Below are 26,094 nucleotides of genomic sequence, written 5' to 3' on the forward strand. Positions count from 1 at the left end.
TCCGCCGCATGACGACGGGGAACGACGCCACCACCGTGCCATCGACCGGTGCCACGCCCACGCCACCGGCCGGCGCCACGCCGCCCGCTGACGCCGACGCGCGGCGGGCCGCACAGGGCGAGCCACCGGCGGCGGGTGACACGGTGACCGTGCTCGCGACGGCGGACGCGGAGTTGACCGCCCGGCTGGACCGGGAGCTGACCGCTTTCAACAACCGGGCCACCGGCGCGGACGACGAGGCGGAGCTCAACGTCCGGGTCACCGACGCCGACGGCGAGCTGCTCGCCGGGCTGACCGGGTGGACCTGGGGCGGCTGCGCCGGGATCAGCATGGTCTGGGTGCGCGAGGACCGCCGGGCCGAGGGCTGGGGCGGCCGGCTGCTGCGGGCGTTCGAGGCGGAGGCCGCCCGGCGGGGCTGCACCGAGGTCTCCGTCTCGTCGTTCTCGTTCCAGGCGCCGGAGTTCTACCGCCGCCACGGCTACCTCGACACCGGCCGCCGGGAGGGCATCCCGGGCGGCCACGTCGACCACCACTTCTGGAAGTCGCTGCGGACCGACCCGGCGGCCGCGCTCCGCGTCGTCGCGCTGGTCGAGTTCGCGGAGGGCGCCGTCGAGGCCGGCCAGCGGTACGAGGACGCGGTGCTCGCCCTGCTCGGCCGGCACGGCGGGCGGGTGGAGCGCCGGCAGCGCACCGGCGACGGGCGTACCGAGGTGCACCTGATCCGGTTCGACACCCGTGCGGGCTACCACGCCTTCCTCGCCGACCCGGAGCGGGTGGCGCTGCGCGCCGGGCTCGGCGACGCCGCCCCGGACGCCCGGGTGCTGGAGGTCCAGGAGGTCTGACCGGCCGCGGCGGGCCCCTGACCGCCACGACCGGGGCTACTCGCTCAGGTGCACCGGGACGCTGGTGACCACCACCGCCGGCAGCGGCCGCAGGGCGGAGCGCAGCCGCTGCTCGGTGCGGCTGTGCAGCGGCCGGTGCCAGCGGCTGCGGACCACCACCTCGGGCACGATCACGGTCAGCACCAGGTCGGCCCGGCCGGCGTGCAGCGCCTCCAGGTAGTGCGCGAGCGGCCCGATCACCGCCCGGTACGGCGAGACGATCGTCTCCAGCCGGACGTGGTCGCCCCAGATCCGCCACTGCTCGCGGAACCGGTCCGCCTCCGGCTCCTCGGGGGCGATGTGCACGGCCAGGGTGGGCTGGCCGAGCGAGGCCGCGTACGCCAGCGCCCGCAGCGAGGCCCGGTTCAGCCGGGCGACCGGCACCACCACCAGGTGCCGTACCTGCTGGGGCAGTTCCTCGCCCTCGGGCGGCGCCGGGCCGGCGGCCGGCGGCGGGGCCGGCACCACCGGGGGCGCGGGCGCCGGGCCGGCCGGTGGCGGGTGCAGCGCCAGCGACCGGTGCAGCAGCGCGTAGTGCCGGTGGATCGCCGTGCCGAGCAGCACCAGCAGCGGCACGGCGAGCACCACCACCCAGGCGCCCTCGGTGAACTTGGTGGCCGCGGCGGTGACCAGCACCAGCCCGGAGAGCACCGCGCCGACCGCGTTGACAGTCGCCCGCCGGAGCCAGCCCGGCCCGCGCCGGCGTCGCCAGTGGACCACCATCCCCGCCTGGGAGAGGGTGAACGCCAGGAACACCCCGACCGCGTAGAGCGGGATCAGCGACTCGGTGTGCCCGCGGAAGGCCACCAGCACGGCCGCCGCCGCGACGGCCAGCGCGACCAGTCCGTCGCTGAACGCCAGCCGGTCCCCCATGTGCAGGAACCGGCGGGGGGCGTGGTCCGCCCGGGCCATGAAGAACAGCAGCCGGGGAAAGCCGTTGAAGGCGGTGTTCGCGGCGAGCAGCAGGATCAGCGCGGTGGCCGCCTGGACCAGCCCGTACCAGGGGCCGGTCGGGAAGGTGACCCGGGCGAGCTGGGAGAGCAGGGTCGCCTCCGGGGTGGGCACCACGCCGGTCAGGTGGACCAGCCCGGTCAGGCCGGTGAAGAGCAGCACCAGCATGGCCACCATCCAGCCGAGCGTGATGCGGGCGTTGCGCCACTCGGGCGGCCGGAACACCGGGACCGCGTTCGACACCGCCTCGATGCCGGTCATCGACACCGCGCCCGAGGAGAACGCCCGCAGCACCAGCAGCAGCCCCAGTCCCTCGACCGCCGGCACCGGCGGCGGTGGGACCGGCGCGAACCCGCCCCCGGCCGCGCGGGCGTAGCCGACCGCGAGCAGGGCCAGCAGCGCGACCACGAAGGCGTACGTGGGCAGCACGAACAGGTTCCCGGCGGTACGCACGCCGCGCAGGTTGCCGGCGAGCAGCAGGGCGATGGTGAGCACCCCGAGCGGCACGGTCCACCCGGCCAGCCCGGGCAGCGCCGAGGTGACCGCGTGCACCCCGGCGGCCACCGACACCGCCACGGTGAGCACGTAGTCGACCATCAGGCCGGCGGCGGCGGCGAGCCCGGCCCGCGGCCCGAAGTTGTCCCCGGCCACCACGTAGGAGCCCGCGCCGTGCGGGTAGGCGACCACTGTCTGCCGGTACGACACGCCGACCGCCACCATGAGCACCGCCAGTGCGGCGGCCAGCGGCAGCGACAGCTCCAGCGCCCCGCTGCCGGCGAGCAGCAGCACGGCGAGCATCGCCTCCGGCCCGTATGCGACCGAGCTGAGCAGGTCGGAGGAGAGCACGGGCAGGGCGACCAGCTTGCGCATCCGCTCGTAGAGGACCGCCGAGCTGCTCAGTGGCGGCCCGAGCAGGGCGCGCCGGAGCCGGGTGACGGTACGGCCGAACCGGGAGCCGGGCAGGTTGGCCGGCTCGGTGGCGACCAGTTCGTCCGGCTCGCCGACCCGGAACATGGCGATCGGGGCGAGCCGCCCGAACCGGCTCGGCTCGGGCTGGCCACCGGCGCGGCGCAGGCTGGGGTCGACCGGGAGCGCGTCGGTGCCGGGTGCGCGATCCCGCCGGGCCGCCCGCCACTGGTCGCCGATCCGGCGCAGCGCCGCCAACTCCTCCGGCGCCAGCGGCGGGAACTCGGCCGAGGGCGTGACCAGGGTGCCCTCCGCGCCGTCGCGCTCGCCGGCTCCGGAGCCGTCCGCCCCGCCGCCCGCCCTCGTCCCGCCCACCCCTCGCACTGTCACGGAAAGCGCGGCCCACGGTGGCGGAATGCGGACTCTTCGCGGAAGACTGCGCCCGGCGCGGGTCGCGGCGACGGACGGTGCCGTCCGGGGTGGTGGGTCAGTCGGACAGCGGGGTGGCGTCGGCCGGGACGGTGGTGGGGACGGGCGGGGTGCGGCGGGCGCGGGCACCGCCCAGCACCACCACCGCGACGCCGACGAGCAGCAGCGCGAGCCCGGGCAGTGCGGTGGCCCGGGGCAGTTGCCCCAGCCAGGCCCAGCCGATCAGCGCCGCGCCCGGGGCCTCCAGCAGGATCAGCACGCTGATCGTGGTGGCCGAGACCCGGCGCAGCGCGTAGTTGAACATCGAGTGGCCGAGCAGTTGGGCGCCGGCCACCAGGGCCAGGATCGCCAGCCAGGTGCCGGTGTCGAAGCCGCCCAGCGGCAGCCCGCCGGCCAGGCAGAGCACCAGCAGGATCAGGGTGCAGACGCCGTAGCAGACGGTGGTGTACGTGGTGGTGCTGACCGTGGCCCGGGCCCGCTCGCCGAACGCGGTGTAGACCGCGGCGAACAGGCCGCCGGCCACCGCGAGCAGGTCACCGGCGAAGGCCCGGCCGGAGAGGGCGAAGTCCGCCCCGCTGGCCAGTACCGCCCCGCCGACCGCCACCCCGATCCCCACCCAGACCACCCGCGGCAGCCGCTTGCCCTGCCCGCGGGCGATCAGCCCCTGCCAGACCGGCTGGGTGGCGCCCAGCGCGGTCGCCGCTGCCACCGAGGTGAGCTGGGCGCTCGGCATCCAGGTGGCGAAGTGCGCGGCCAGGGCGACGCCGGAGAGCACGCAGGCCCAACCCGCCCGCCGCCCCGCCCCGACGGTCAGCGACCGTAGTTCGGCCCGGCGGCGGGTCAGCGCGACCGGGCCAAGGACGGCGACCGAGAGCAGGTTGCGCCAGAACGCGACCGCCAGCGCGGGCGCGGCCGCGAACGCGATCAGCGGCGCGGACGACGACACGGCGACCACGGCGAGGGTGAGCGCCCCGGTGGTCAGCGGGTCGAGGGGCGGGCGGTGTTCGGACGGCACGGGGAGCAATCCTCACACGATCCGGGACACCACGGACCGTCATCACTCGGTTACGATCATGCGCGTCCGCCGGCGACCCCCTCGACCGCCCGGAGGCGTTCCCCCATGCCCACGTACCAGGCGGTGCTCTTCGACTTCTTCGGCACGCTCACCCGCTCGGTGCAGCGCGGCGCGGCCCACCGGTGCACCGCCGAGCTGCTCGGCTGCCCGGCCGACACGCTGGTCGAGGTGCTGGACCGCAGCTTCTACCAGCGGGCCAGCGGGCGGTTCGGCAGCGCCGAGGCCACCCTGCGCTGGGTCTGCGAGCAGGCCGGCGTACACCCGTCGGACGGTGCGGTGCGGGCCGCGGTGGCCTCCCGGCACCGGGCGGTACGCGCGGACACCCGGCTGCGCGACGACGCCGCGGCGGTGCTCGCCGCGCTGCGCGAGCGGGGACTGCGCACCGGCCTGATCAGCGACTGCACCCACGAACTGCCGGCGTTCCTGCCGCAACTGGCGATCGCCCCGCTGCTCGACGTGCGGGTCTTCTCGGTGCAGGTCGGCCGCTGCAAGCCGGACCCGGCGCTCTATCTGGCGGCGTGCCACCGGCTCGGGCTGACCCCGGCGGACTGCCTCTACGTCGGCGACGGCGACAGCCAGGAGCTGACCGGGGCGGAACGGGCCGGCATGACGGCGGTGCGGCTGGCCGCCCCGGATCTGGCCGGGCACCTGGTGTTCAACGCCGACACCTGGGACGGGCCGGTGCTGCGCTCGCTGAGCGAGGTGCTCGACCTGGTCGACCCGGCGGCGGTGCCGGCGTGACCGCGCCGGCGGTCGGCCGGGTCGGATCGCCGGGCCGGGCGGTCCGGCCGGGCCCGTTCGTCGGAGCGTCGGGCCGGGTCCGGTTCGTCGCGTCGTCGGGGTGGGGTGCGGTCAGCGGCGGCGGACCCGGTGCAGCCGGAACGGCTTGCGGGTGGCCCGGACCACCGTCGCCGGTCGGGGCTCCTCGGCCAGCGACCCGTCGGGCAGCCCGGCCCCGGCGACCGGCTCCCCGGCCGGGACCAGGCGGACCAGCGCGCAGCCCTCGGCGGCCCAGCGGGCGACCTGGTCGGCGGCGCTGCCCCGGCCGTTCAGCCGTTTGCCGGCGACCAGCGGGGCGGCGGTCTCCCAGGTCTCGCTGCCCGGCGCCACCCGTTCCACCCGCGCCGGCCAGGTGACGATCCGGCCGCCGTGGTCGCCGCGCAGCGTCACCCGCGCCTCGGTCGCCTCGGCCAGCCCGGGCGCGGACTGCTCGCCCGGCCCGGTCACCACGAAGAGCGCGCCCTCCAGTGTCACGCACCAGAGCGCCAGCGCTGGGCCACCGGGCACGGCGACCCACGCCACCGCGGCCTTCTTCATCGCCTCGTCGACCAGGGGCGTGCTGCTGCGCTCGGGCTCGTCGCTCACTCCGGCATCCTCCCGTAACCGGGCCGTCGGCGTCAGCCGACGAACGGCGGCACCATGATCTCGCCCCGGGCCACCGGCATCACCTGACCCGAGACGGTGGCGCCGACCGCCGCGCCGCCGGCGGCCGTCACCGTGCAGGCCAGCGCGGACGGCCGCTTGATCTCGACCCCCTGCACCACGTCGTACGACGAGCGGCCGTCGCCGGGCAGCAGGCCGCTGGCGACCAGCCAGACCCCGAGCCCGAGCGCGGCCGACCCGGTGGCCGGGTCCTCCGGCACGCCGAGCCCCGGAACGAAGACCCGGGCGTGCGCGGTTTGCGCGTCGGCGTCCCAGGAGAAGACGCTGACGTGCTCCACGCCGTACCGCTGTGCCGCCGCCGCGTTCACCCGCGCGCGGGCCACCGCGTCCGGTCGCACCGGCAGGTAGGGGAACTCCAGGCCGCAGCCGGCCACCCGGGGCGCCGGGCCGACGTGGTCGTCCGCGTTCAGGCCGGCCATCTCCAGCAGCGGCTCCGGGTCCAGCTCGGGGCCGAGGGTGGGGGTGCCGCCGGTGAGCGTGGCCCCGGTCGCGGTCACCTCGATCGGCAGCACGCCGGCGCCGCACTCCTGGGTGACCTGCCCCACACCGAACATGCCCCGGCGGCTGGCCGTCACCGCCGCGCCGACGCTCGGGTGCCCGGCGAACGGCAGTTCCTCCGCCGGGGTGAAGATCCGCGCCCGGTAGGTCGCGCCGACCTGGGTGGGCGGGAGCACGAACACCGTCTCGGACAGGTTGAACTCCAGCGCGAGCGCCTGCATCTGTTCGGTGGCCAGCCCTTCGGCGCCGAACACGACGGCCAGCGGGTTGCCGGCGAAGGGACGGTCGGTGAAGACGTCCACGATCTCGTAGGCCAAGGTCGACATGTTGATAAACACTAGGCGCTTAGGCTGGTGCCCGTGAGCACGCCGACCCGGGTCTACATCGCCCGCCTCGCCGGCGTCGCCGTCTTCGACCCCAACGGCGACCAGGTGGGCCGGGTCCGCGACGCGGTGGCCCGGTTGCGGCCCACCCAGCGCCCGCCGGAGGTGGTGGGCCTGGTCGCCGAGATGCCGATGCGCCGGCGGATCTTCCTCTCCATCAACCGGATCACGTCGATCGACGCGGACGCGGTGGTGCTCGGCACCGGCACGCTTAACCTGCGCCGCTTCGAGAAGCGCCCCAACGAGCTGCTGGTGCTCCAGGAACTGCTGGACCGGCGGGTGCAGATCGACCCGGGCGGTCAGCCCGGTGCGGTGGTCGACGTGGCGATGGAGTGCAGCCGCGGCGGCGAGTGGTCGCTGACCCGGGTGGCGGTCCGCGAGCAGACCGGCCGGCTGGGCCGCCGCGGCCACCTCCAGCAGGTCGAGTGGGAGCGGGTCCGGGGGTTGAGCGGCATCGCCGACACCCGGGGCACCGCCAACCTGCTCTCGGTGCTGGAGGACATGCGCCCCGCCGACCTGGCCAACGCCCTGCAGGACCTGCCCGACGCGCGGCGCAACGAGGTGGCCGCCGCCCTGGACGACGAGCGGCTCGCCGACGTGCTCAGCGAGCTGCCCGAGCACGACCAGGTGGAGATCCTGGCCGCGCTGGACCGGGAACGGGCCGCCGACGTGCTGGAGGAGATGGACCCGGACGACGCCGCCGACCTGCTCAGCGAGCTGACCCCGCCGGAGCAGGACGTGCTGCTCGACCTGATGCAGCCGGACGAGGCCGACCCGGTCCGCCAGCTGCTGAAGTACACCCCCGGCACGGCGGGCAGCGTGATGACCTCGGAGCCGGTGATCCTGCCGCCGGACGCGACAGTGGCGGAGGCGCTGGCCCGGATCCGCGAACCGCAGCTCTCCCCGGCGGTCGCCGCGCAGGTGTTCGTGACCCGCGCGCCGATGACCACGCCGACCGGCCGCTACCTCGGCATGGTGCACTTCCAGCGGTTGCTCCGGGAACCGCCGGCCGACATGCTCGGCGGGGTGGTGGTCAACGACATCGACCCGCTGCGGCCGACCACCCCGCTGCCGGAGATCACCCGCCGGATGGCCACCTACGACCTGGTCGCCATGCCGGTGATCGACCGGAACAACCGGCTGGTCGGCGCGGTCACCGTCGACGACGTGCTGGACCACTCGCTGCCCCGGGACTGGCGCGACCGGGACGCCATGACCGGCCCGACCAACTCGGACGCGGTGCTGGACGGCGCGGATGGTTGAGCGACGGGCGGAGCGGCTGGACCAGCCGCGCGAGCCCCGGAGCCTGAAGCTGCCCCGGTTCGACCCGGAGGCCTTCGGCCGGTGGTCGGAGGGGATCGCCCGGGGCATGGGCACGGCGAACTTCATCGTCTACATGACGGTGGTGATCCTGCTGTGGTTCGGCTGGAACACGCTGGCCCCGGCGCACCTGCGCTTCGACCCGTACACCTTCACGTTCCTCACCCTGATGCTGTCGTTGCAGGCCAGCTACGCGGCGCCGCTGATCCTGCTGGCCCAGAACCGGCAGGCGGACCGGGACCGGTTGGCGCTGGAGGAGGACCGGCGCCGGGCCACCATGCAGAAGGCCGACACCGAGTACCTGGCCCGGGAGATCGCCGCGCTGCGGATCGCGATGGGTGAGGTGGCCACCCGGGACTTCCTCCGCTCGGAGCTGGCCCGGCTGGCCGAGGAGCTGGACGAGGCGGGGCAGCGCCGGCAGCGGCTGGAGCGCCGCCAGCAGGAGCGGGCCGCGCAGCGGGCGGCCGGCGCCGGCGACGCCCTGGAGGAGCCCCGCGACGAGCTGGACGGCGACTGGGCCCGGGACGGCCGGCCGGAGGGTGGGGGCTGAGCGCGGCGGCACCCTGCCCGGCGCGTCAGAACGCCGCGCGCCTCAAGGGGCCAGGCGAGCGGCGTTCGCCTCGATCGTCCCACTTCGTGCGGTACGCGTCCAGACCCCGGCGGCCCCGCCCGGGCGTCATCGATTCGCTCACACCGACCCCCGCTGGCGGCGGTGCGGGACGGCCCTCGACGTAGCATTGCGGGCATGTCAGCACCCGTCAGCACCGTCTCCGACGCGATCCAGGCCGCGCTGGCCACCGTCAACGACCCGGAGATCCGCCGGCCGATCACCGAGCTCGGCATGGTCCGCTCCGCCACTGTCGGCGACGACGGTGTGGTGCGGGTCGAGCTGCTGCTCACCGTCGCCGGCTGCCCGCTGCGGGACAAGCTGCGCGCGGACATCACCGCTGCCGTCGGCGCGGTGCCCGGGGTGACCGGTGTCGAGATCGACTTCGGCGTGATGAGCCCGGAGCAGCGCCAGCAGCTCCAGGCGAAGCTGCGCGGCGGAGGCGCCACCGAGGAGCCGGTCATCCCGTTCGCCCAGCCCGGCTCCCGCACCCGGGTGTACGCGGTCGCCAGCGGCAAGGGCGGCGTCGGCAAGTCCAGCGTGACTGTCAACCTGGCCGCGGCGCTGGCCGCCCGCGGGCTCTCCGTCGGCGTGGTCGACGCGGACATCTACGGCCACTCGGTGCCCCGGATGCTCGGCGCCGACGGCCGGCCCACCCGGGTCGAAGACATGATCATGCCGCCGCAGGCGCACGGCGTGAAGGTCATCTCGATCGGCATGTTCACCGCCGGCAACGCCGCCGTGGTGTGGCGCGGCCCGATGCTGCACCGGGCGTTGCAGCAGTTCCTCGCCGACGTCTACTGGGGCGACCTGGACGTGCTCCTGCTCGACCTGCCCCCGGGCACCGGCGACGTGGCCATCTCGCTGGCCCAGCTGCTGCCCAACTCCGAGATCCTGGTGGTCACCACGCCGCAGGCGGCGGCCGCCGAGGTGGCCGAGCGGGCCGGCGCGATCGCCCTGCAGACCCACCAGCGGGTGGTCGGCGTCATCGAGAACATGTCCTGGCTGGAGCTGCCGGACGGGTCCCGGATGGAGGTCTTCGGCGCGGGCGGCGGCGCGACGGTCGCCGAGTCGCTGACGAAGACGATCGGCGCCCAGGTGCCCCTGCTCGGCCAGATCCCGCTGGACACCCGGGTCCGCGAGGCCGGCGACGAGGGCAACCCGATCGTGCTGGCCGAGCCGGAGTCGCCGGCCGCGGTGGCGCTCGGCCAGGTGGCCGACCGGCTCGCCGTCCGCCGCGAGTCGCTGCTCGGCAAGCCGCTGGGCCTCAAGCCCGCCGGCCGCTGACCCGCCCGGCTCCGGGCGCGCGCGGTTCTGCCGCGTCCCGACCGCCGCGCCGCCCCGCCCGTCCTGCCACCGGGCGGCCCTGAGGCCGCCCCACCCGGCCGCCCCGCCGCCCAGACGACCGGCCGGGGTGGCCTCGGCACGCACGGTGCGGACGGCGCTGCGCGGGTCGCCCGGGCTCAGGTGGCGTCGTCGTAGCTGACCCGCGGCGCGGGTGCCGGGGCGCCGCCGGTGGCGGTGGCCGGCCGGCTGCCGCTCGACCGGAGGTCGGCGGCGTTGGCGACGTCCTTCAGCTCGTTGTGCACGCCGGTGACGTCCGCCCGCAGGTTGTCGTAGACGCCCTGCAGCGGCTTCCGGATCGCCTGCTCGTCCTCCTCGCTGAGCAGGTGCTTGCGGATGAACGCCTTGGGGTGCAGGTCCTCCAGCTGGATGTCGGTGCCCAGCTCCTTGCTCAGGTCGCTGGTGGCGTTGCGGGCCATGTTGCGCAGGTTGCGCACCATCCGCAGGCCGTCGTTGATCACCGCGGGCAGCCGGTCGCCGAAGATCAGCAGCGCCAGGAGCAGCAGCCCACCGATCTCCCACATGTTCAGGTTGTCGAGCACTGCGGGCCCCCCTCTCGGCGTCAGCGCCAAGACTACGCACGTCGGACGCCGGACCGGGAGGGGGTGACCGCCCGCTACTTCGCGTCTGCGGCGAGCGTCACCGACGCGTTCAGCCGGTCCGAGCCGCGGCGGTACTCCACGGTCACCACCGAGCCCGGGGCGAACTTGCGGACCAGGGCGATCAGATCGGTCGGTTCGGTCATCGGCCGCCCGTTCAGCTTCAGGATCACGTCGCCGGCCTTGAGGCCGGCGTCGGCCGCCGGCCCGGACGGCTCCACCGTCACCAGCCGGACACCGCTGCCGCTGGCCGCGCCGGGGCCGCCGACCTGGGCGCCGATCACGGTACGCCGGGCCTTGCCGGTGCCGATGATGTCCTGCGTGATCCGCTTGGCCTGGTTGATCGGGATGGCGAAGGCGAGGCCGATGTTGCCCGCCTCCTGCCCGTCGGCGACCAGCGACTTGATCGTCGAGTTCACCCCGATCACCCGGCCGGCGCCGTCCACCAGTGGCCCGCCCGAGTTGCCGTGGTTGACCGCGGCGTCGGTCTGGATGGCCGCGTAGTAGCGCACCGGGCCGCCCGGCTCCCCCGCCTGCATGGTCCGGTCGAGCGCGCTGACGATGCCCGCGGTGACCGTGTTGGCCAGCGAGAGCGGCGAGCCGATGGCCAGCACCGGGTCGCCCACCGCGAGCGCGTCGGAGTCGCCGAACTCCACCGGCCGCAGCCCGGTGCGGGCCACCTTGATCACCGCGATGTCGGACTCCGGGTCCTGCCCGACCAGGGTGGCCGCGGCCGAGGTGCCGTCGTTGAAGATCACCGAAGCCTTGCCGGTGCCGCCCGCGACCACGTGGTCGTTGGTGATCACGTGGCCGTCCGCGCTGGCGATGAAGCCGGAGCCCTCGCTCGTGCCGCCGACGCCGCTCACCCGCACGGTCACCACGCTGGGCAGCACCCGTTCGGCGACGCCGGCCAGCGACTCCGGCTTGCGCTGGGCCAGCCCGGGCGCCTGCGGGTCGGCGCCGAGCACGGTACCCCCGGCGGCGCCGCCGCGAACCGCGAAGGCGTAGCCGAGCGCGCCGCCGAGGCCGCCCGCGAGCAGCGCGGTGATCAGCGGGATGAGCAGCAGTTGGCGCAGCGACGGGCGGCCCGGGGCGTCCGGGTCGGTGACCGGTTCCGGCTCGGTGCCGGGGCCGGGCGCGGCCGGGAGCACCACCGCGGCCGGGGCGGCCGGGTCGCGCCACGGGTCGGCGAGCGCGTCGGACCACCAGGGCGAGGTGGTGCCGGTGCCGTGCGGTGCCGTCGGCGCAGGCGGCGGGTACGCCGGCGCCGGCGGTCCCGCCGGCGTCGGGCTCCCACCGGGCTGGCGCCAGTCCCAGCCGTCGGTCACGTCGGTCCTCCCAGTCCGTCCCCGGATCCCGCCCGCGACGACCCGGCGACAGGTCGGCCCGGTCGCGACCGGCGGGATACCGTCTCCAGGATTGCACGGATGCCCCGGGTGGAGTCAGCGGTTGCCACCCGTGATCGTCCGCGGCGGGACGCGCGGCTGCGTGGGTCGGGGCTCGCCTCTAGGCTCACAGTGCCAACCCGCCCCTCGCACCATTCGCGCCGCCCGGAGGTGTCCCATCGCCACGGTCGCCGGTTCCGGCAGTTCGACGACCCAGGCTCTGCAGTTCGCCGAGTCGTACGCCGCCGAGGATCTCGTGCTGCGCACCGCCCGCAGCCTCGCCCGCGAGGTCGGTCTCGACGCGGTGACCCCCGGCGCGGGCGCCGCACTGCGGCTGCTCGCCGCCGCCGGCAACGCCCGGGCCGTGGTGGAGATCGGCACCGGCACCGGGGTCAGCGGGGTGTGGCTGCTGCGCGGCATGCGCGCCGACGGCGTCCTCACCACCATCGACGTCGAGGTGGAGCACCAGCGGATCGCCCGGCGGATCTTCACCGAGGCGGGCTTCCCGGCGGGCCGGACCCGGATCATCACCGGTCGGGCGCTGGACGTGCTGCCCCGGCTCGCCGACGGCGCGTACGACCTGGTCTTCGTCGACGCCGAGTCGACCGGCTTCGCCGCCTGCGTGGACGCCGCGCTGCGGCTGCTGCGCCCGGGCGGGGTGCTCGCGCTCAACGGCACGCTGGCCGGCGGCCGGATCGGCGACCCGGCCGCCCGCGACGTGGAGACGGTGACCATCCGCGAGACGATCAAGGCGATCCGGGAGTCGGAGCACTGGATCCCGGCGCTGCTGCCGCTCGGGCACGGGCTGCTCGCCGCCGTGAAGTGCTGACCGGGCAGGCACCCCGGTCCGCCGCACGCGGGCGTCGTCCGCCGGTCAGCCGAGCGTGGCCAGCCAGCGCAGCAGCGAGCGGACGCCCCAGCCGGTCGCGCCCCTGGTCAGCTCCGCGTCGTCGGCGTCCGCCCAGGACGGCGCGGACATGTCCACGTGCAGCCAGCGGTCGCGCAGGTCGCCGGTGAACTCGCGCAGGTAGAGCGCGGCCACCACCGAGCCGGCGCCCTGGGTCGGGGCGCTGTACAGGTCGGCCAGCTCGCTGCCCAGGTACTCGACGTAGTCGGTGGGCAGCGGCATCCGCCAGGCCGCCTCCCCGGCCTCGGCCACCGCGGCCAGTACGGCGGCGGCCAGCTCGTCGTTCTCGCTGTAGAGCGCGCCGGTGCGCTTGCCCAGCGCCACCGCGTTGGCGCCGGTCAGCGTGGCCAGGTCGACCAGCAGGTCCGGCCGCAGCTCCTGGACGGCGTAGGCGAGCGCGTCGGCGAGCACCAGCCGGCCCTCGGCGTCGGAGTTGGTGGTCTCGCTGGTGGTCCCGCCGTAGTGGCGGACGATGTCGCCCGGGCGGAACGCCGAGCCGCTGACCATGTTCTCGGCCAGCGGGGCGAGCGCGGTGACCCGTACCGGCAGCCGCTGCGCCGCGGCGCCGACGGTGGCGGCCACCACCGCGGCCGCCCCGGCCATGTCCTTGCGCATCAGCTTCATCGCCGGCACCGGCTTGATCGAGATGCCACCGGTGTCGAAGGTGATGCCCTTGCCGACCAGCACCACGTGGGTGCGGGCGTCGGCCGGTCGCCAGTCCAGCTCGACCAGGCGCGGGCCGTGCGCCGAGCCGCCGCCCACGGCGAGGATGCCGCCGAAGCCCTCGGCGGCCAGCTCGGCCGGCTCGCGGACCCGCAGGTGCAGGTCCGGCACCTCGGCGGCGCGGGCGGCCACCTGCTCGGCGAACCACTGCGGGTTCTTCACCGAGGACGGGGTGTTGGTCAGGTCGCGGGCCCACCGGGTCAGCCCGGCGGTGGTTTGGGCCGCCTCGACCACGGCCCGGTGGGGCTCCGGGTCGGCCACCAGCAGGTCGACCCCGGCGAGCGCGGGCCGGTCGCCGGCGTCGGTCAGCCGGAACCGGTACGACGCCAGCAGCAGCCCTTCGGCGAGCCCCCGGACGGCGGCCGGAGACACGTCGGCCGGCAGCGCGATCGTGACGTGCGTCTCATCGGCGACGGCGCGGACCAGCGCGGCGCCGGCGCGCCGCCAGCTCGCCTCGTCGCCGTCCCCGGTGCCGAGCAGGACCAGCAGGGCGGGGGTCCGCCCCGGGCGGTACCGGGGGTGGAGTTCACCGGCCCGGCCGGTGAGCCGGGCGGCCGGGGCCAGCGCGCTGGCCTCCTCGACGACGCCGTCGGGCAGCGCCGTCGCGGTCGGCGCGGGCACGGCCGGAGCGTCGCCGCCCGTCCCCTCCCCAGCCGGACGAAGGGTCAGGACGAGGGTGTCGAGCCGGTCAGGCTCGACGACCAGACGGATGGCGAGCACGCGGGACCGTACCTCCAGGAAAGGGATCGCGGAGCGGGGATGACCCACGGCGCTCCGCGCCGGTGAAGCCCTGAGCCACCGGCAGGGCCGGTGGCTCAGGGTACGACGAACCGTCCGGGCGGCGGACGCCACCCGAACCGCTCCTCGCTCAGCCGGCGGCCGCCTTCAGCGCGTCACCGAGCGCGTTGGCCTCGTCGGGAGTCATCTCGACGACGAGCCGGCCACCGCCCTCCAGCGGGACCCGCATGACGATGCCCCGGCCCTCCTTGGTGACTTCCAGCGGACCGTCGCCCGTCCGCGGCTTCATCGCCGCCATGTTGTCTCCCCTCAGACCTACACCAGGGTCGGTGGGTTGCCCCACAGCCACTTCGTCACGACCACCCGCAACCTACGCGGGGGTGTCGACTGACGATTTTCCCTGATGAACACCGCCGGACCCAAACCGAAGCAGCATTGATGTAACAGCATCTAGCTTATCTTGAGAAGGCCTGTCACAATGTGCGGTCATGCAGGCACGGTCGGCACTCTTCGACCTGTACGGCGACCACCTCCGGCCACGGGGTGGCCGTGCGCCGGTCGCCGCCCTGGTCAAGCTGCTGGCGCCGCTCGGGATCGCCCCGCCCGCCGTACGGACGGCGGTGTCCCGGATGGTGCGTCAGGGGTGGCTCGACCCGTGCCGGCTCACCTCCGGGCCGGGATATTCGATCACACCGAAAGCCGCCCGCCGGCTCGACGAGGCGGCGGCCCGGATCTACCGCACCGGCCGGGTCAGCTGGGACGGCCGGTTCGACCTGCTCGTGCTGGAGGCGCCCGCGGGCCGCCGGGAACGCCAGCGGCTCGCCGCCAACCTGCGCTTCCTCGGCTACGGCACGCTCGACGAGCAGACCTGGGTGGCCACCCGCCCGGCCGAGGACGTCGACCTGCTGCTCGCCGAGGCCGGCGTCCGGTTCGAGCGGTTCACCGCCGCGCACGCCTCGGGCACCCCGGGCGCGATGGGCGTGGTCCGCCGGGCCTGGGACCTCGCCGAGATCGGCCGGGCCTACGAGCAGTTCGTCGCCGAGCAGCGCCCGCTGCTGGCCGGCGTGACCGTGCGCAGCGGCGACGAGGAGGCGTACGCCGCCCGGTTCCGGCTGGTGCACGCGTGGCGTACCTTTCTGTTCCGGGACCCGCAGCTGCCGCCGGCACTGCTGCCCGAACGCTGGCCCGGCACCGCCGCGGCCAGCTTCTTCGACCGGCACGCCGCCCGGCTCCGGCCGGCCGCCGACCGGTACGTCGAGCAGTGCCTCGACGCCGGCAACCGCATCGTCCGACAGAAGGGTCGTTAGAGACGTGACCGAGCCGCTGCTGGTCGACCGCACCGACGCCGTCGTGACCCTGACCCTGAACCGCCCGTCCGCGATGAACGCGCTGGACGTGGCGCTCAAGGAGGCGCTCCGGGACACCCTGGCCGAGCTGGAGACCGACCGGTCCTGCCGGGCGGTGGTGCTGGCCGGCGCGGGCGGCTCGTTCAGCGCCGGCCAGGACCTGCGCGAGCACGTCCAGACCCTGGAGTCCGGCGAGGGCAAGCCGCTGGACACCGTCCGGGCGCACTACAACCCGATCGCCGCCCGGCTGGCCAACCTGCCGAAGCCGGTGGTCGCCGCGGTGCGCGGGATGGCCGCCGGGGCGGGCGCCTCGCTCGCCTTCCTGGCCGACCTGCGGATCGGCGGGCCGTCGACCAGCTTCCTGATGGCCTTCGCCCGGGTGGGGCTCGCCGCCGACACCGGCGCGTCCTGGACGCTGCCCCGGCTGGTCGGCCACGCCAAGGCGGTGGAGCTGCTGATGCTGGCCGAGCCGGTCCGCGCCGAGGAGGCCTGCCGGCTCGGGCTGCTCAACCGGATGGTCGAGGACGACGAGCAGGTGCTGCCGACCGCGCAGGAGCTGGCCGCCCGGCTCGCCGCCGGCCCGACCGTGGCGTACGGGGCGATCAAGCGACAGCTCTCCATCGCCGACGCGGGCACCCTCGCCGACGCGCTGGCCGCCGAGGCGCAGGCCCAGTCGATCTGCGGGGCCACCGACGACCACCGGGCCGCCACGTTCGCCTTCGTCAACAAGCAGAAGCCGACGTTCGAGGGCCACTGACCCGACCCGGGCGGGTCAGTCGTCCTCCTCCGGATCCTGGTTGGCCTCCTCGCCGAGCACGAACGCCTGCATCGCCAGTTCGTCGCCGGACGGCGAGACGAAGGCCGGCAGCTCGCGCGGGCCCAGCTCCTGCACGTACGCCCAGAACAGCCGGACCGCCTCGGCCGGCGACTCGGCCTCGATCGGCAGGTCGAGGCTGACCAGCCAGGAGCGCCGTTCCTTCGGCGGGCCGAGCCGGTCGACCAGCCGCCGGAAGACCGCCGGGTCCAGCGGGCTCACCGGCCGGTCGAGGGTGAGCGCGTCGGCCGGCACCGGCTCGTCGAAGGCCCGCCGGGTGTACGCCACCACCAGCTCGGCCGGGCCCCGCTCGGACTGCGGATCGTCCGGGTCCTCGGGCGCCTCGCCGGTGGGCGCGACGACCCGGCCCAGCGCCACCAGCCGCGGCGGCTCGTCGGCCAGCACCGCCACCTGGTCGCCGGGGTGGGGGCGGTGGGTGCCGTCGAGGCCGGTCAGCTCCAGCGTGTCGTGGTGGACGAGCCGCTCGGCGTCGTAGCGCCCGGCCGGCAGCAGCACCGCCCAGACGCCCGTGCCGTCGGCCCGGCCCACCCCGTTCACCCGGTACGCGGTGTCGGTCGTCATGCCCTCATCCCATCACGCCCGGTCCGGGCGCCACGACGTGGCAGCCCGCCAGGTGGTCGTCGACCATCCCGGTGGCCTGCATCAGCGCGTAGGCGGTGGTCGGGCCGACGAACCGGAAGCCGCGCTTCTTGAGCGCCTTGGCCATCGCGGTGGACTCCGCGGTCAGCGCCGGCACCTGGGCGAACGACGTGGGCCGGCTGGCCCGGGGCGGCGGCGCGTACGACCAGAGCAGCTTGGACAGCCCCTCGGGCAGGTCGAGGGCGGCCCGCGCGTTGGCGATCGCCGCCTCGATCTTGGCCCGATTGCGCACGATGCCGGCATCGGCGAGCAGGCGGCTCACCTCGGCCTCGCCGTAGCCGGCCACGGTGGGGAGGTGGAAGTCGTCGAAGGCCAGCCGGAAGTTGGGCCGCTTGCGCAGGATGGTCAGCCAGGATAGGCCGGACTGGAACGCCTCCAGCGTCATCCGCTCGTAGAGCGCGTCGTCGCCGTGCAGCGGCCGGCCCCACTCGGTGTCGTGGTAGACGGCGTAGTCGGGGGTGCTCGCCCCCCAGGCGCAGCGCGGCAGCCCGTCGGCGCCGATCACCAGGTCACTCACGGCGTAAACGGTAGGCCAATCCCCCGACACACCCATTGCCTCCGGCCGGGGCGGCTGCCTATGGTGCTGGTTACCGGTCGGTAGGTGTGCCTCGTCACACCCGGCCGGCGCCGGCGCACCGGCGGCACCGAGAGCGGGAGGCGGCACCGTGAAGGATTTCCCCGACATCATCGCCTGGTCGATCCCGGCCTTCCTGCTGCTCGTCGTGCTGGAACGGGTCTCCTACCTGCTGCACCGCGACGACGACGAGGTCGGCTACGGGGCGGCCGACACCGCCACCAGCCTGGCCATGGGGCTGGGCAGCGTCTTCACCGACCTGCTCTGGAAGATCCCGATCGCCGCCGCGTACGCGCTGCTCTATGCGCTCACCCCGCTGCGGGTCGCCGAGGTGTGGTGGAGCTGGCCGCTGATCGTGCTCGCCCAGGACTTCTGCTACTACTGGTCGCACCGGGGCCACCACGTGATCCGGATCCTCTGGGCCACCCACGTGGTGCACCACTCGTCCCAGCGCTTCAACCTCTCCACCGCGCTGCGCCAGCCGTGGACCAGCGTGACCGGCTGGGTGTTCTACATCCCGATGATCCTGCTCGGGGTGCACCCGGCGGTGGTGGCGTTCGCCGGCTCGGTCAACCTGCTCTACCAGTTCTGGATCCACACCGAGCGGATCGACAAGCTCCCCCGCTGGTACGAGGCGGTGTTCAACACCCCGTCGCACCACCGGGTGCACCACGCCTCGCAGGGCGGCTACCTGGACCGCAACTTCGGCGGCATCCTGATCGTCTGGGACCGGCTGTTCGGCACCTTCGCGCCCGAGCGGGAACGCTGCGTCTACGGGCTGACCAAGAACATCGAGACCTACAACCCGCTCCGGGTGGCCTTCCACGAGTACGTCTCGATCGCCCGGGACCTGCGGACCGCGGTGGGCTGGCGGCACCGGGCGGGGGTGCTGTTCCGCTCACCCGGTTGGCAGCCCGCCGCCGCGCCCGCGCCGGCCGCGCCGCCGGCCGCCCCGGCGCCGCCCGCCCCGGTCACCACCCGCTGAGCGGGGTCAGGGCAGGCGGCCCTGCTCGACCAGCCGGGCGAACTTCTTCAGCGCCTGGGTGAGGCCGAACTTCGAACCGGGCCAGAGCACCGGCCAGGCCACCCGGCCGGCGGTACCGCCCGGCAGGTGGAACCACTCGTGCCAGACCACCTGGGTGCGGTCCCGCTCCAACTGGGTGCAGCGCAGTACGCCGGGGCCGCGCAGCAGCCGCCCGCAGTGCACCACCCGCACCTCGTACGGCGGGTCCACCTGGACCACCCGCATCTCGTCCCGGACCAGGGCGGGGCCGACCGCGGTGACCGCCTCGACCAGGCTGCCCTCGCCGCCGTCGCCCTCGATCACCCGCACCCGGGTGAACGGGATCCACTCGGACTGCCGCTCCCACGCGGTCAGTGCCGCGAAGACCCGGCCGGCCGGCGCGTTGACGATCACCGTGGCGGTCACCTCGCCGGCGCCCGGAGAGGCCGCCTCGCGCAGGTCGTCCGCTCCGTCGGCTCCGCTCACACCGGCTCCGACCGGGCCACCGGCCCGTGCCGGCCGTCCTCCGGCTCGCCCGGCGCGTCCTCGGTGTCGGCCGGTGGCTGATGGACCCCTCCGGCCCCGTTCTCGCTCGGCGGCGCGGCCGCGGCAGCCGGCGTGCCGGTGGCCGCCGGACCCGCTGCGGTGACGGTCCCGGCCGGCTCGCTGGCCGGCGCGGGCCGGGCGAAATCCGATTCGGTCACGGGCCGGGCGGTGGTGGTCCCGGCCGACTCGCCGGCCGGCTCGGTGGCCGACGCCGGCCGGGCGAAGGCGTCCCGCCCGGTCGCCGCCGGCTCGGCGAACACGACGGGCTCGGAGACGGCGGGCCCGTCGGACCCGGTGGGCTCGGTGGCGCCGGCCGCCGGAGCGGGCTCGGGCTGACCGGCGCTGCCGGCGGCCTGCTCGCGGGCCCGGCGCAGGGCGTCGGCGTCCGCGATCCGCCCCTCGCGCAGCGCGGTGACCTCCGCCTCCAGCACCCCGATCAGCTCGGACTTGTAGCCGATGTCGTACGCCGCCCGCCGCATCGCCTGGTCGACCTGGGCCATCCGGTAGCCGCGCAGGGCGGTGTCGAACCGGACCTCGCCGACGTCCGACTCGCGCAGTGGTCGGGCGCCCGGCAGGGGTACCGCCCGGCCGTCCGGCTCGACCGGCACCAGGCCGGGATCCCGGCCGCTGACCAGCACCGTCACCCCGAACACCACCGCCGCGACGGTCAGCGCCACGACCAGCAGGAGCAGAACCTGACCCATGCACAGATCGTGGCATGTCGAACGGGCCGGAGCGACCCCACCACCCACCCCGCCGTCGGATCCACCGGTTCCGGCGGGTCGGCCGGCACCGGTCGAGCGCGACACCACCGACGTCGAGCAGGGCGAACGTGGAGGGCCCACGAACCGCCCACCCGGGGCGCCGTCCGTCCCGGGTGGGCGGAGGTGCCGGCCGGTGACCGGATAGCGTCGGGATCGGCCGGCGACGGGCGGTCGGCGGCGCGGAACTCGGGAGGCGGCATGGCCGGAGCGCTTCGGCTCGGTGCGCGGACGTTCGACGCCGGTGAGCTGGTGGTGATGGCGATCGTCAACCGCACCCCGGACTCGTTCTTCGACCGGGGCGCGACCTTCGCCGCCGACAGCGCGCTGCGGGCGGTGGAGCGGGCGGTCGAGGAGGGCGCCGAGATCATCGACATCGGCGGGGTCAAGGCCGGCCCGGGCGCCGAGGTCGACGTGACCGAGGAGATCCGCCGGACGGTGGACACCATCGCCGCGGTCCGGGCCGCCTTCCCGGAGGTGGTCATCTCGATCGACACCTGGCGGGCCGAGGTGGCGGTGGAGGCGGTGGCCGCCGGGGCCGACCTGCTCAACGACACCTGGTCCGGCGCCGACCCGGCGCTGGCCCAGGTGGCGGCCGACACCGGCGCCGGACTGGTCTGCTCGCACGCCGGCGGGCTGGCGCCGCGGACCCGGCCGCACCGCGCGGCCTTCGACGACGTGGTGGCCGACGTGCTCGCCACGGTGACCGGGCTCGCCGACCGGGCGGTCGCGCTCGGCGTACGCCGGGACGGCATCCTGATCGACCCGGCGCACGACTTCGGCAAGAACACCCGCCACTCGCTGGAGATCACCCGCCGGCTGGACGAGCTCACCCGCACCGGCTGGCCGTTGCTGGTCGCCCTGTCGAACAAGGACTTCGTCGGCGAGACGCTGGACCTGCCGGTGCCCGAGCGGCTGGAGGGCACGCTGGCGGCGACCGCCGTCTCCGCCTGGCTGGGCGCCCGGGTGTTCCGGGCCCACCAGGTGCGCCAGACCCGCCGGGTGCTCGACATGGTCGCCTCGATCCGGGGCGACCGGCCGCCCGCGGCGGCCCGCCGCGGCCTGGCCTGATCCCCGCCGCCCGGGTCAGGTCCAGCGCAGGATGTTCCGGCGCCAGGCGTAGAGGATGCCGAGCGCCAGCACCGCCACGAAGATCGCCATCTCCACCACGGTGACCATCCCGAACCCCGGCCGGTCGAAGACCACCGCCCAGGGGAAGAGGAAGACCGACTCCACCGCGAACAGCACGTACAGGTACGCGTACACGTAGTACCGGATCTGCATCTGCGCCCAGTCGGCACCGACCGGATCGAGGCCGCACTCGTAGGTGGCCCGCTTCCCGGGCGGATCAGCCGGACGGGCAGGACGTAACACCCGGTTGGCCGAGAACGCCATGACAAAGAAGAGGACGCTGGCGAGCAGCAGCAGCCCGAGCGTCGCGTACGAGCCCAGGTAGGTCACGCCCGGCAGCCTACCGCCCGACGCCGGCCGACCGTTCCGGACACGTTACGAATTTGTTTTCCGCTGGGACTAGTGCTCTGGGGCAAATGTCACGAATATTAAGCTCCAACCCTGGTCACCGGAGGACAGATGGCCCGCGCAGACGTATCGCCCGCCCGGCGGGCGCGCAGCCGGCGCCTCGTGCCGCTGCTGGCGGTTCCGCTCGCGCTCGGGCTGGCGCTCACCGTGCTGCCCGGCTGGGCGACCGCCGCCGCGCCGGCCGCCCTGGTGACCGCGCCCGGCACCGCGCCCGCCGACGAGCCGGACGACCAGACGCCGACCGCGGACCCGACCGACCCCGTGCCGACGACCGCGCCGCCGACCAGCCCGGAGACCACCCCGCCGGCGACGCCCACCGCCGATCCCGAGCCCACCGCCACCGACACCGGCGCTCCGACCACCGGGCCGCCGGCCACCGCCGGGCCCGCCACGCCCGTGCCGGTGCCGCCGCCGGTCCGGCCGTCCGCGCCCGGGCCGGGCACCCCGCCGGGCAGCCCGCTCGGCGTCCGGGTCAGCACCGGCGACATCCAGCTCTCCGGCCGGTACTGGAACGCCGCCAGCACGGTGGCCACGCTCCGGGTCAGCATCACCAACACCGGCACGGCGCGGGCCCGGATCCGACTCGGCTACACCCTGCCCGCCGGACTGTCCGACGCGGGCACCGCGGGCTGCGTCGCGACCGGGGGCGGCGAGCACCGGTGTGGCGAGTGGACCACCGCGCCGGGCGCGCGGTTCAGCACCCGACTGAAGGTCCGCGTCAGCGGCACCGCCTGGCGGAACATGCCGCTGAGCGGCTCGGTCCGGGTCACCGCGACCGCGCCCGGCACCGCCGGCCCGGTCACCGACAACGAGGGCTTCGCGGTGCTCTTCCCGCCCGGCCCGCCGGTGCCCGGCATCACGTTGCAGGCCGACGAGGTCGCCTTCGACATCAGCGGCGGGGCCGCTGAACTCGCGGTCCGGCTGGGCAACACCGGCCGGGTGGACGCCAGCGGCCGGATCGAGGTGGTCCTGCCGGACGGGGTGAGCGTGCCGACGCCCCCGGCGGGATGCGCGGCGGCGGCCGGCCGGACCCGGTGCGAGGTCGGCACCGTGCCGGCCGGGCGGAGCGCCGAGCTGCGCCTGCCGGTGGTCGCGACGCCGGAGGCGCAGCGCGCCGCCCCGCTCTCCGGCGCGGTGGTCGGGCACCTGGACCCGCGCCAGGGCCGGACCCGGCAGGTGCAGATGAGCTTCCGGATCACCGCCGCGGCCGCCCTGACCACACAGGTCGCCGCGGCACCCGGGCCGACCGGGTCGCAGGGGGTGGTGGCCGCCACCGCACCGGTGCTCGACCGCGCGAGCGCCGGGTTGAGTTCGGTGCAGCGCACCGCGATCCTGTTGATCGCCGTCTCCGCGCTGCTGGTGGTGCTCGCCCTGACGCTGGCCACCGTCTCGCTGCGCCGCCGGATGACGACGCCGGTGGCCGAGCCGGCGGCGACGCCCGCTACCCCGGAGTGACCCGCCCGGCCGACCCGCCAGGACCGGGCGACGGCGGCGGGGCCGGCCGCCAGCGGTGATCTGAATTACGGCGGGCAGGGCAAAATGCCGTATTGCCGGACAAACAGCGACCATTTCCGGTCCCAGTCGGCGGACCTCCCGGGAGGTTGGCCGGTCGATCCGACGTAGGCTCTCAGATGAGGAACGACAGCGGGCCGGACCAGTCACGGACGGCCGGTGCGGCGGTGCGTCAAGGAGGTCACGTGGCCGGGCAAGGCGAGGTCACCATCAGTTTCAGCCGCCCGCGCGACCGCGCTGAGCGAAGCGAGGTGCAGGCGTGACGAAGCAGATCCGTCAGCTGGACCGGGTGGTGATCCGGTTCGCCGGCGACTCGGGCGACGGCATGCAGCTGACCGGCGACCGGTTCACCTCGGAGACGGCGCAGCTCGGCAACGACATCTCCACCCTGCCGAACTTCCCGGCGGAGATCCGGGCCCCTGCCGGGACCCTGCCCGGGGTGTCCAGCTTCCAGGTGCACTTCGCCGACTACGACATCCTCACGCCCGGTGACGCGCCGAACGTGCTGGTGGCGATGAACCCGGCGGCGCTGAAGGCCAACCTGGCCGACCTGCCCCGCGGCGCGGACATCATCGTCAACACCGACGAGTTCACCAAGCGCAACCTGGCCAAGGTCGGCTACCAGGTGAACCCGCTGGACGACGACTCGCTGGCCGGCTACGTGGTGCACCCGGTGGCGCTGACGTCGATGACCATCGGTGCGCTGGCCGACCAGGCGGTGTCCAAGAAGGACGCCGAGCGGGCCAAGAACATGTTCGCACTCGGCCTGCTCTCCTGGATGTACTCCCGGCCGTACGAGTCGACGCTGCGGTTCCTGGAGCGCAAGTTCGCGGCCCGGCCGGAGCTGGTGGCCGCGAACGTCGCCGCCTTCCGGGCCGGCTGGAACTTCGGTGAGACGACCGAGGACTTCGCGGTCCGCTACGAGGTCAAGCCGGCGAAGATGCAGCCCGGCACGTACCGCAACATCACCGGCAACGCGGCCCTGTCGCTCGGCCTGGTGGCCGCGGGCGTCCGCTCCGGGCTGCCGGTCTTCCTGGGCGCCTACCCGATCACGCCGGCCTCGGACATCCTGCACGAGCTGAGCAAGCACAAGAAGTTCGGCGTGCTCACCATGCAGGCCGAGGACGAGATCGCGGCGGTCGGCGCGGCGCTGGGCGCCTCCTACGGCGGCTCGCTGGGCGTGACCACCACCTCCGGCCCAGGCGTGGCGCTCAAGAGCGAGACGATCTCCCTGGCGGTGGCGCTGGAGCTGCCGCTGGTCATCGTGGACGTGCAGCGCGCCGGGCCGTCGACCGGCATGCCGACCAAGACCGAGCAGGCCGACCTCAACATGGCCCTCTACGGGCGGCACGGCGAGGCGCCGGTCGCGGTGATCGCCCCGAAGTCGCCGTCCGACTGCTTCTACGCCGCCCTGGAGGCGGCCCGGATCGCGCTCACCTACCGCACGCCGGTGATCCTGCTGTCGGACAACTACGTGGCCAACGGCTCCGAGCCGTGGCTGCTGCCCGACGTGGAGTCCCTGCCCGACCTGCGGGTGGAGTTCGCCACCACGCCCAACGGCGAGGACGGCACCACCTTCCTGCCGTACCTGCGGGACCCGCAGACCCTGGCGCGGCCGTGGGCCATCCCCGGCACCCCGGGCCTGGAGCACCGGATCGGCGGGCTGGAGAAGGCCGACAAGACCGGTGACATCTCCTACGACCCGGCCAACCACGACTTCATGGTCCGCACCCGCGCCGCCCGGATCGAGACGATCCCGGTCCCCGACGTCGAGGTCGAGGACCCGGACGGCGACGCCCGCGTCCTGGTGCTCGGCTGGGGTTCGACGTACGGGCCGATCGGCGCGGCCTGCCGCGCCCTGCGCCAGCGCGGGCTGCCGGTCGCGCAGGCGCACCTGCGGCACCTGGCGCCCATGCCGGCCAACCTCGGTGAGGTGCTGCGCTCCTACGACCGGGTGGTCATCCCCGAGATGAACCTCGGCCAGCTGGCGCACGTGATCCGGGCGAAGTACCTGGTCGACGCGATCGGCTACAACCAGGTCCGCGGCCTGCCGTTCACCGCCGCGGAGCTGGAGACGATGCTGGAAGAGGTCCTGAAGAATGTCTGAGCCCGTCGCGCTGAAGCTCACCGCCAAGGACTTCAAGTCCGACCAGGAGGTGCGCTGGTGCCCCGGCTGCGGTGACTACGCCATCCTCGCCGCCGTGCAGCAGTTCATGCCCGAGCTGAACATCCCGCGCGAGCGGATCGTCTTCGTCTCCGGCATCGGCTGCTCGTCCCGCTTCCCGTACTACATGAACACCTACGGGATGCACTCCATCCACGGCCGCGCCCCGGCGATCGCCACCGGCCTGTCCGCCACCCGGCCGGACCTGTCCGTCTGGGTCGTCACCGGCGACGGCGACGCCCTCTCCATCGGCGGCAACCATCTCATCCACGCGCTGCGCCGCAACGTCAACCTGAAGATCCTGCTGTTCAACAACCGGATCTACGGCCTCACCAAGGGGCAGTACTCCCCGACCTCCGAGGTCGGCAAGATCACCAAGTCGACGCCGGTCGGGTCGGCGGACGCGCCGTTCAACCCGATCTCCCTGGCGCTCGGCGCCGAGGCGACCTTCGTCGGCCGCACCATCGACTCCGACCGCAAGCACCTGCAGTCCGTGCTGCGGGCGGCGGCGGAGCACCAGGGCTCGGCGTTCGTGGAGATCTACCAGAACTGCAACATCTTCAACGACGGCGCCTTCGACCAGCTCAAGGAGCCGGCCACCCGGGACGACTACCTGATCCGCCTGGAGCACGGGCAGCCGATCACCTTCGGCCGCGACGGCCAGTTCTGCGTCGTCCACCCGCCGGGCGGGTTCGGCCTGGAGGTACGGGAGACGGCGGCCACCAGCCCCGACGAGATCGTCGTGCACGACGCCACGGTCACCGACCCGGCGTACGCGTTCGCGCTGTCCCGGTTGCCCGGCCTCGACCTGCGCAACACCCCGATCGGCGTGTTCCGCTCGGTCCAGCGGCCCTCCTACGACAGCGTGGTGCAGGAGCAGCTCGCCACCGCCCGGGCGAAGGTCACCGACACCCCGGAACAGCAGCTCGCCGGCCTGCTCAACAGCGGCGACACCTGGACGATCCTCTGATCCGCCGCTGAGTCTC

At 74.8% G+C, this 26,094-nt stretch carries 25 protein-coding genes and 1 pseudogene; 13 read left to right on the forward strand and 13 right to left on the reverse strand.

From position 1 onward, the window contains the following. The first annotated feature begins 8 nt into the window (after window positions 1-8). The gene (locus tag Q3W71_RS06780) at window positions 9-842 is read left to right on the forward strand and encodes an N-acetyltransferase (protein WP_302918397.1); all 834 of its coding nucleotides are present in this window, start codon (window positions 9-11) and stop codon (window positions 840-842) included. Window positions 843-878: 36 nt separating this feature from the next. Here Q3W71_RS06780 and Q3W71_RS06785 read toward each other — a convergent pair whose 3' ends face one another. Both Q3W71_RS06785 and Q3W71_RS06790 read right to left on the reverse strand, forming a co-directional pair. After that, entirely contained in the window at window positions 879-3,113 is a 2,235-nt protein-coding gene (locus Q3W71_RS06785; RefSeq protein ID WP_302918398.1) for an APC family permease, read from the reverse strand. Window positions 3,114-3,225: 112 nt separating this feature from the next. Continuing rightward, entirely contained in the window at window positions 3,226-4,182 is a 957-nt protein-coding gene (locus Q3W71_RS06790) for a DMT family transporter (RefSeq protein WP_302918399.1), read from the reverse strand. A 105-nt stretch (window positions 4,183-4,287) separates the two neighbouring features. Between Q3W71_RS06790 and Q3W71_RS06795 the strand changes: the two genes are divergently transcribed. Next, the gene (locus tag Q3W71_RS06795) at window positions 4,288-4,983 is read left to right on the forward strand and encodes an HAD family hydrolase (RefSeq protein ID WP_302918400.1); all 696 of its coding nucleotides are present in this window, start codon (window positions 4,288-4,290) and stop codon (window positions 4,981-4,983) included. A 111-nt stretch (window positions 4,984-5,094) separates the two neighbouring features. On the opposite strand, the gene Q3W71_RS06800 is transcribed toward Q3W71_RS06795, so the two are convergent. Both Q3W71_RS06800 and Q3W71_RS06805 read right to left on the reverse strand, forming a co-directional pair. Beyond that, window positions 5,095-5,607, reverse strand: a complete 513-nt coding sequence (locus Q3W71_RS06800; RefSeq protein ID WP_302918401.1) for a hypothetical protein — start codon at window positions 5,605-5,607, stop codon at window positions 5,095-5,097. A 32-nt stretch (window positions 5,608-5,639) separates the two neighbouring features. Then, window positions 5,640-6,509 carry a PhzF family phenazine biosynthesis protein gene (locus tag Q3W71_RS06805; protein ID WP_302918402.1) on the reverse strand — a complete coding sequence of 290 codons (870 nt, stop codon included), beginning with the start codon at window positions 6,507-6,509 and terminating at the stop codon, window positions 5,640-5,642. Between the two features lie 33 nt (window positions 6,510-6,542). Here Q3W71_RS06805 and Q3W71_RS06810 point away from each other — a divergent pair, with 33 nt between their 5' ends. From Q3W71_RS06810 to Q3W71_RS06820, 3 genes are all read left to right on the forward strand, one after another. Then, window positions 6,543-7,829 carry a CBS domain-containing protein gene (locus tag Q3W71_RS06810; RefSeq protein ID WP_302918403.1) on the forward strand — a complete coding sequence of 429 codons (1,287 nt, stop codon included), beginning with the start codon at window positions 6,543-6,545 and terminating at the stop codon, window positions 7,827-7,829. Further along, window positions 7,822-8,436, forward strand: coding sequence for a DUF1003 domain-containing protein (locus Q3W71_RS06815; RefSeq protein ID WP_302918404.1), 615 nt, complete (start codon window positions 7,822-7,824; stop codon window positions 8,434-8,436). The genes Q3W71_RS06810 and Q3W71_RS06815 overlap by 8 nt, the downstream gene beginning before the upstream one ends. 195 nt (window positions 8,437-8,631) lie before the next feature. Beyond that, complete coding sequence (locus tag Q3W71_RS06820; protein WP_302918405.1) at window positions 8,632-9,780, forward strand: Mrp/NBP35 family ATP-binding protein; 1,149 nt, start codon at window positions 8,632-8,634, stop codon at window positions 9,778-9,780. Between the two features lie 176 nt (window positions 9,781-9,956). On the opposite strand, the gene Q3W71_RS06825 is transcribed toward Q3W71_RS06820, so the two are convergent. Together Q3W71_RS06825 and Q3W71_RS06830 are read right to left on the reverse strand one after the other, a co-directional pair. Continuing rightward, complete coding sequence (locus Q3W71_RS06825; RefSeq protein WP_302918406.1) at window positions 9,957-10,379, reverse strand: preprotein translocase subunit TatB; 423 nt, start codon at window positions 10,377-10,379, stop codon at window positions 9,957-9,959. Between the two features lie 74 nt (window positions 10,380-10,453). Next, entirely contained in the window at window positions 10,454-11,764 is a 1,311-nt protein-coding gene (locus Q3W71_RS06830) for a S1C family serine protease (protein WP_302918407.1), read from the reverse strand. 313 nt (window positions 11,765-12,077) lie between these two features. Between Q3W71_RS06830 and Q3W71_RS06835 the strand changes: the two genes are divergently transcribed. Next, window positions 12,078-12,650 carry an O-methyltransferase gene (locus Q3W71_RS06835; RefSeq protein ID WP_088997234.1) on the forward strand — a complete coding sequence of 191 codons (573 nt, stop codon included), beginning with the start codon at window positions 12,078-12,080 and terminating at the stop codon, window positions 12,648-12,650. Window positions 12,651-12,695: 45 nt separating this feature from the next. Here the strand turns inward: Q3W71_RS06835 and Q3W71_RS06840 are convergent, their stop codons facing one another. Then, window positions 12,696-14,171, reverse strand: a complete 1,476-nt coding sequence (locus Q3W71_RS06840) for a M17 family metallopeptidase (protein ID WP_302918408.1) — start codon at window positions 14,169-14,171, stop codon at window positions 12,696-12,698. 148 nt (window positions 14,172-14,319) lie between these two features. Then, window positions 14,320-14,487, reverse strand: a complete 168-nt coding sequence (locus Q3W71_RS06845; protein WP_007455245.1) for a DUF3117 domain-containing protein — start codon at window positions 14,485-14,487, stop codon at window positions 14,320-14,322. A 190-nt stretch (window positions 14,488-14,677) separates the two neighbouring features. Between Q3W71_RS06845 and Q3W71_RS06850 the strand changes: the two genes are divergently transcribed. Together Q3W71_RS06850 and Q3W71_RS06855 are read left to right on the forward strand one after the other, a co-directional pair. After that, window positions 14,678-15,496 carry a PaaX family transcriptional regulator C-terminal domain-containing protein gene (locus Q3W71_RS06850; RefSeq protein WP_088997232.1) on the forward strand — a complete coding sequence of 273 codons (819 nt, stop codon included), beginning with the start codon at window positions 14,678-14,680 and terminating at the stop codon, window positions 15,494-15,496. Between the two features lie 4 nt (window positions 15,497-15,500). Then, window positions 15,501-16,292, forward strand: coding sequence for an enoyl-CoA hydratase/isomerase family protein (locus tag Q3W71_RS06855; protein WP_302918409.1), 792 nt, complete (start codon window positions 15,501-15,503; stop codon window positions 16,290-16,292). A 15-nt stretch (window positions 16,293-16,307) separates the two neighbouring features. Here Q3W71_RS06855 and Q3W71_RS06860 read toward each other — a convergent pair whose 3' ends face one another. Both Q3W71_RS06860 and Q3W71_RS06865 read right to left on the reverse strand, forming a co-directional pair. Continuing rightward, the gene (locus Q3W71_RS06860; protein WP_302918410.1) at window positions 16,308-16,931 is read right to left on the reverse strand and encodes a hypothetical protein; all 624 of its coding nucleotides are present in this window, start codon (window positions 16,929-16,931) and stop codon (window positions 16,308-16,310) included. A gap of 4 nt (window positions 16,932-16,935) precedes the next feature. Next, window positions 16,936-17,526: a DNA-3-methyladenine glycosylase I gene (locus Q3W71_RS06865; protein WP_302918411.1), complete on the reverse strand. Its 591-nt coding sequence runs from the start codon at window positions 17,524-17,526 to the stop codon at window positions 16,936-16,938. Between the two features lie 148 nt (window positions 17,527-17,674). Between Q3W71_RS06865 and Q3W71_RS06870 the strand changes: the two genes are divergently transcribed. Then, complete coding sequence (locus Q3W71_RS06870) at window positions 17,675-18,568, forward strand: sterol desaturase family protein (RefSeq protein WP_302918412.1); 894 nt, start codon at window positions 17,675-17,677, stop codon at window positions 18,566-18,568. Window positions 18,569-18,574: 6 nt separating this feature from the next. On the opposite strand, the gene Q3W71_RS06875 is transcribed toward Q3W71_RS06870, so the two are convergent. Next, window positions 18,575-19,072: an SRPBCC family protein gene (locus Q3W71_RS06875; protein WP_302918413.1), complete on the reverse strand. Its 498-nt coding sequence runs from the start codon at window positions 19,070-19,072 to the stop codon at window positions 18,575-18,577. Between the two features lie 401 nt (window positions 19,073-19,473). After that, window positions 19,474-19,836 (reverse strand): annotated as a pseudogene (locus tag Q3W71_RS30940) (DivIVA domain-containing protein); the annotation flags it as partial. A gap of 258 nt (window positions 19,837-20,094) precedes the next feature. On the opposite strand from Q3W71_RS30940, the gene folP reads away from it, so the two are divergent. Beyond that, window positions 20,095-20,964 carry a dihydropteroate synthase gene (folP, locus tag Q3W71_RS06885; RefSeq protein WP_302918415.1) on the forward strand — a complete coding sequence of 290 codons (870 nt, stop codon included), beginning with the start codon at window positions 20,095-20,097 and terminating at the stop codon, window positions 20,962-20,964. A 15-nt stretch (window positions 20,965-20,979) separates the two neighbouring features. Here folP and ndhC read toward each other — a convergent pair whose 3' ends face one another. After that, complete coding sequence (ndhC, locus tag Q3W71_RS06890; protein WP_302918416.1) at window positions 20,980-21,354, reverse strand: NADH-quinone oxidoreductase subunit A; 375 nt, start codon at window positions 21,352-21,354, stop codon at window positions 20,980-20,982. 129 nt (window positions 21,355-21,483) lie between these two features. On the opposite strand from ndhC, the gene Q3W71_RS06895 reads away from it, so the two are divergent. The 3 genes from Q3W71_RS06895 to Q3W71_RS06905 all read left to right on the forward strand — a co-directional run bounded on the left by Q3W71_RS06895 (window position 21,484) and on the right by Q3W71_RS06905 (window position 26,078). After that, a complete protein-coding gene (locus tag Q3W71_RS06895; RefSeq protein WP_302918417.1) occupies window positions 21,484-22,887 on the forward strand; it encodes a hypothetical protein in 1,404 nt (467 codons plus the stop codon). Between the two features lie 316 nt (window positions 22,888-23,203). After that, window positions 23,204-25,051 carry a 2-oxoacid:acceptor oxidoreductase subunit alpha gene (locus Q3W71_RS06900; protein WP_302918418.1) on the forward strand — a complete coding sequence of 616 codons (1,848 nt, stop codon included), beginning with the start codon at window positions 23,204-23,206 and terminating at the stop codon, window positions 25,049-25,051. Continuing rightward, window positions 25,044-26,078, forward strand: a complete 1,035-nt coding sequence (locus Q3W71_RS06905) for a 2-oxoacid:ferredoxin oxidoreductase subunit beta (RefSeq protein WP_302918419.1) — start codon at window positions 25,044-25,046, stop codon at window positions 26,076-26,078. The genes Q3W71_RS06900 and Q3W71_RS06905 overlap by 8 nt, the downstream gene beginning before the upstream one ends. The last annotated feature ends 16 nt before the right edge of the window (window positions 26,079-26,094 follow it).

It is taken from the genome of Micromonospora sp. C28SCA-DRY-2 (assembly GCF_030519475.1).
GTDB lineage: Bacteria > Actinomycetota > Actinomycetes > Mycobacteriales > Micromonosporaceae > Micromonospora.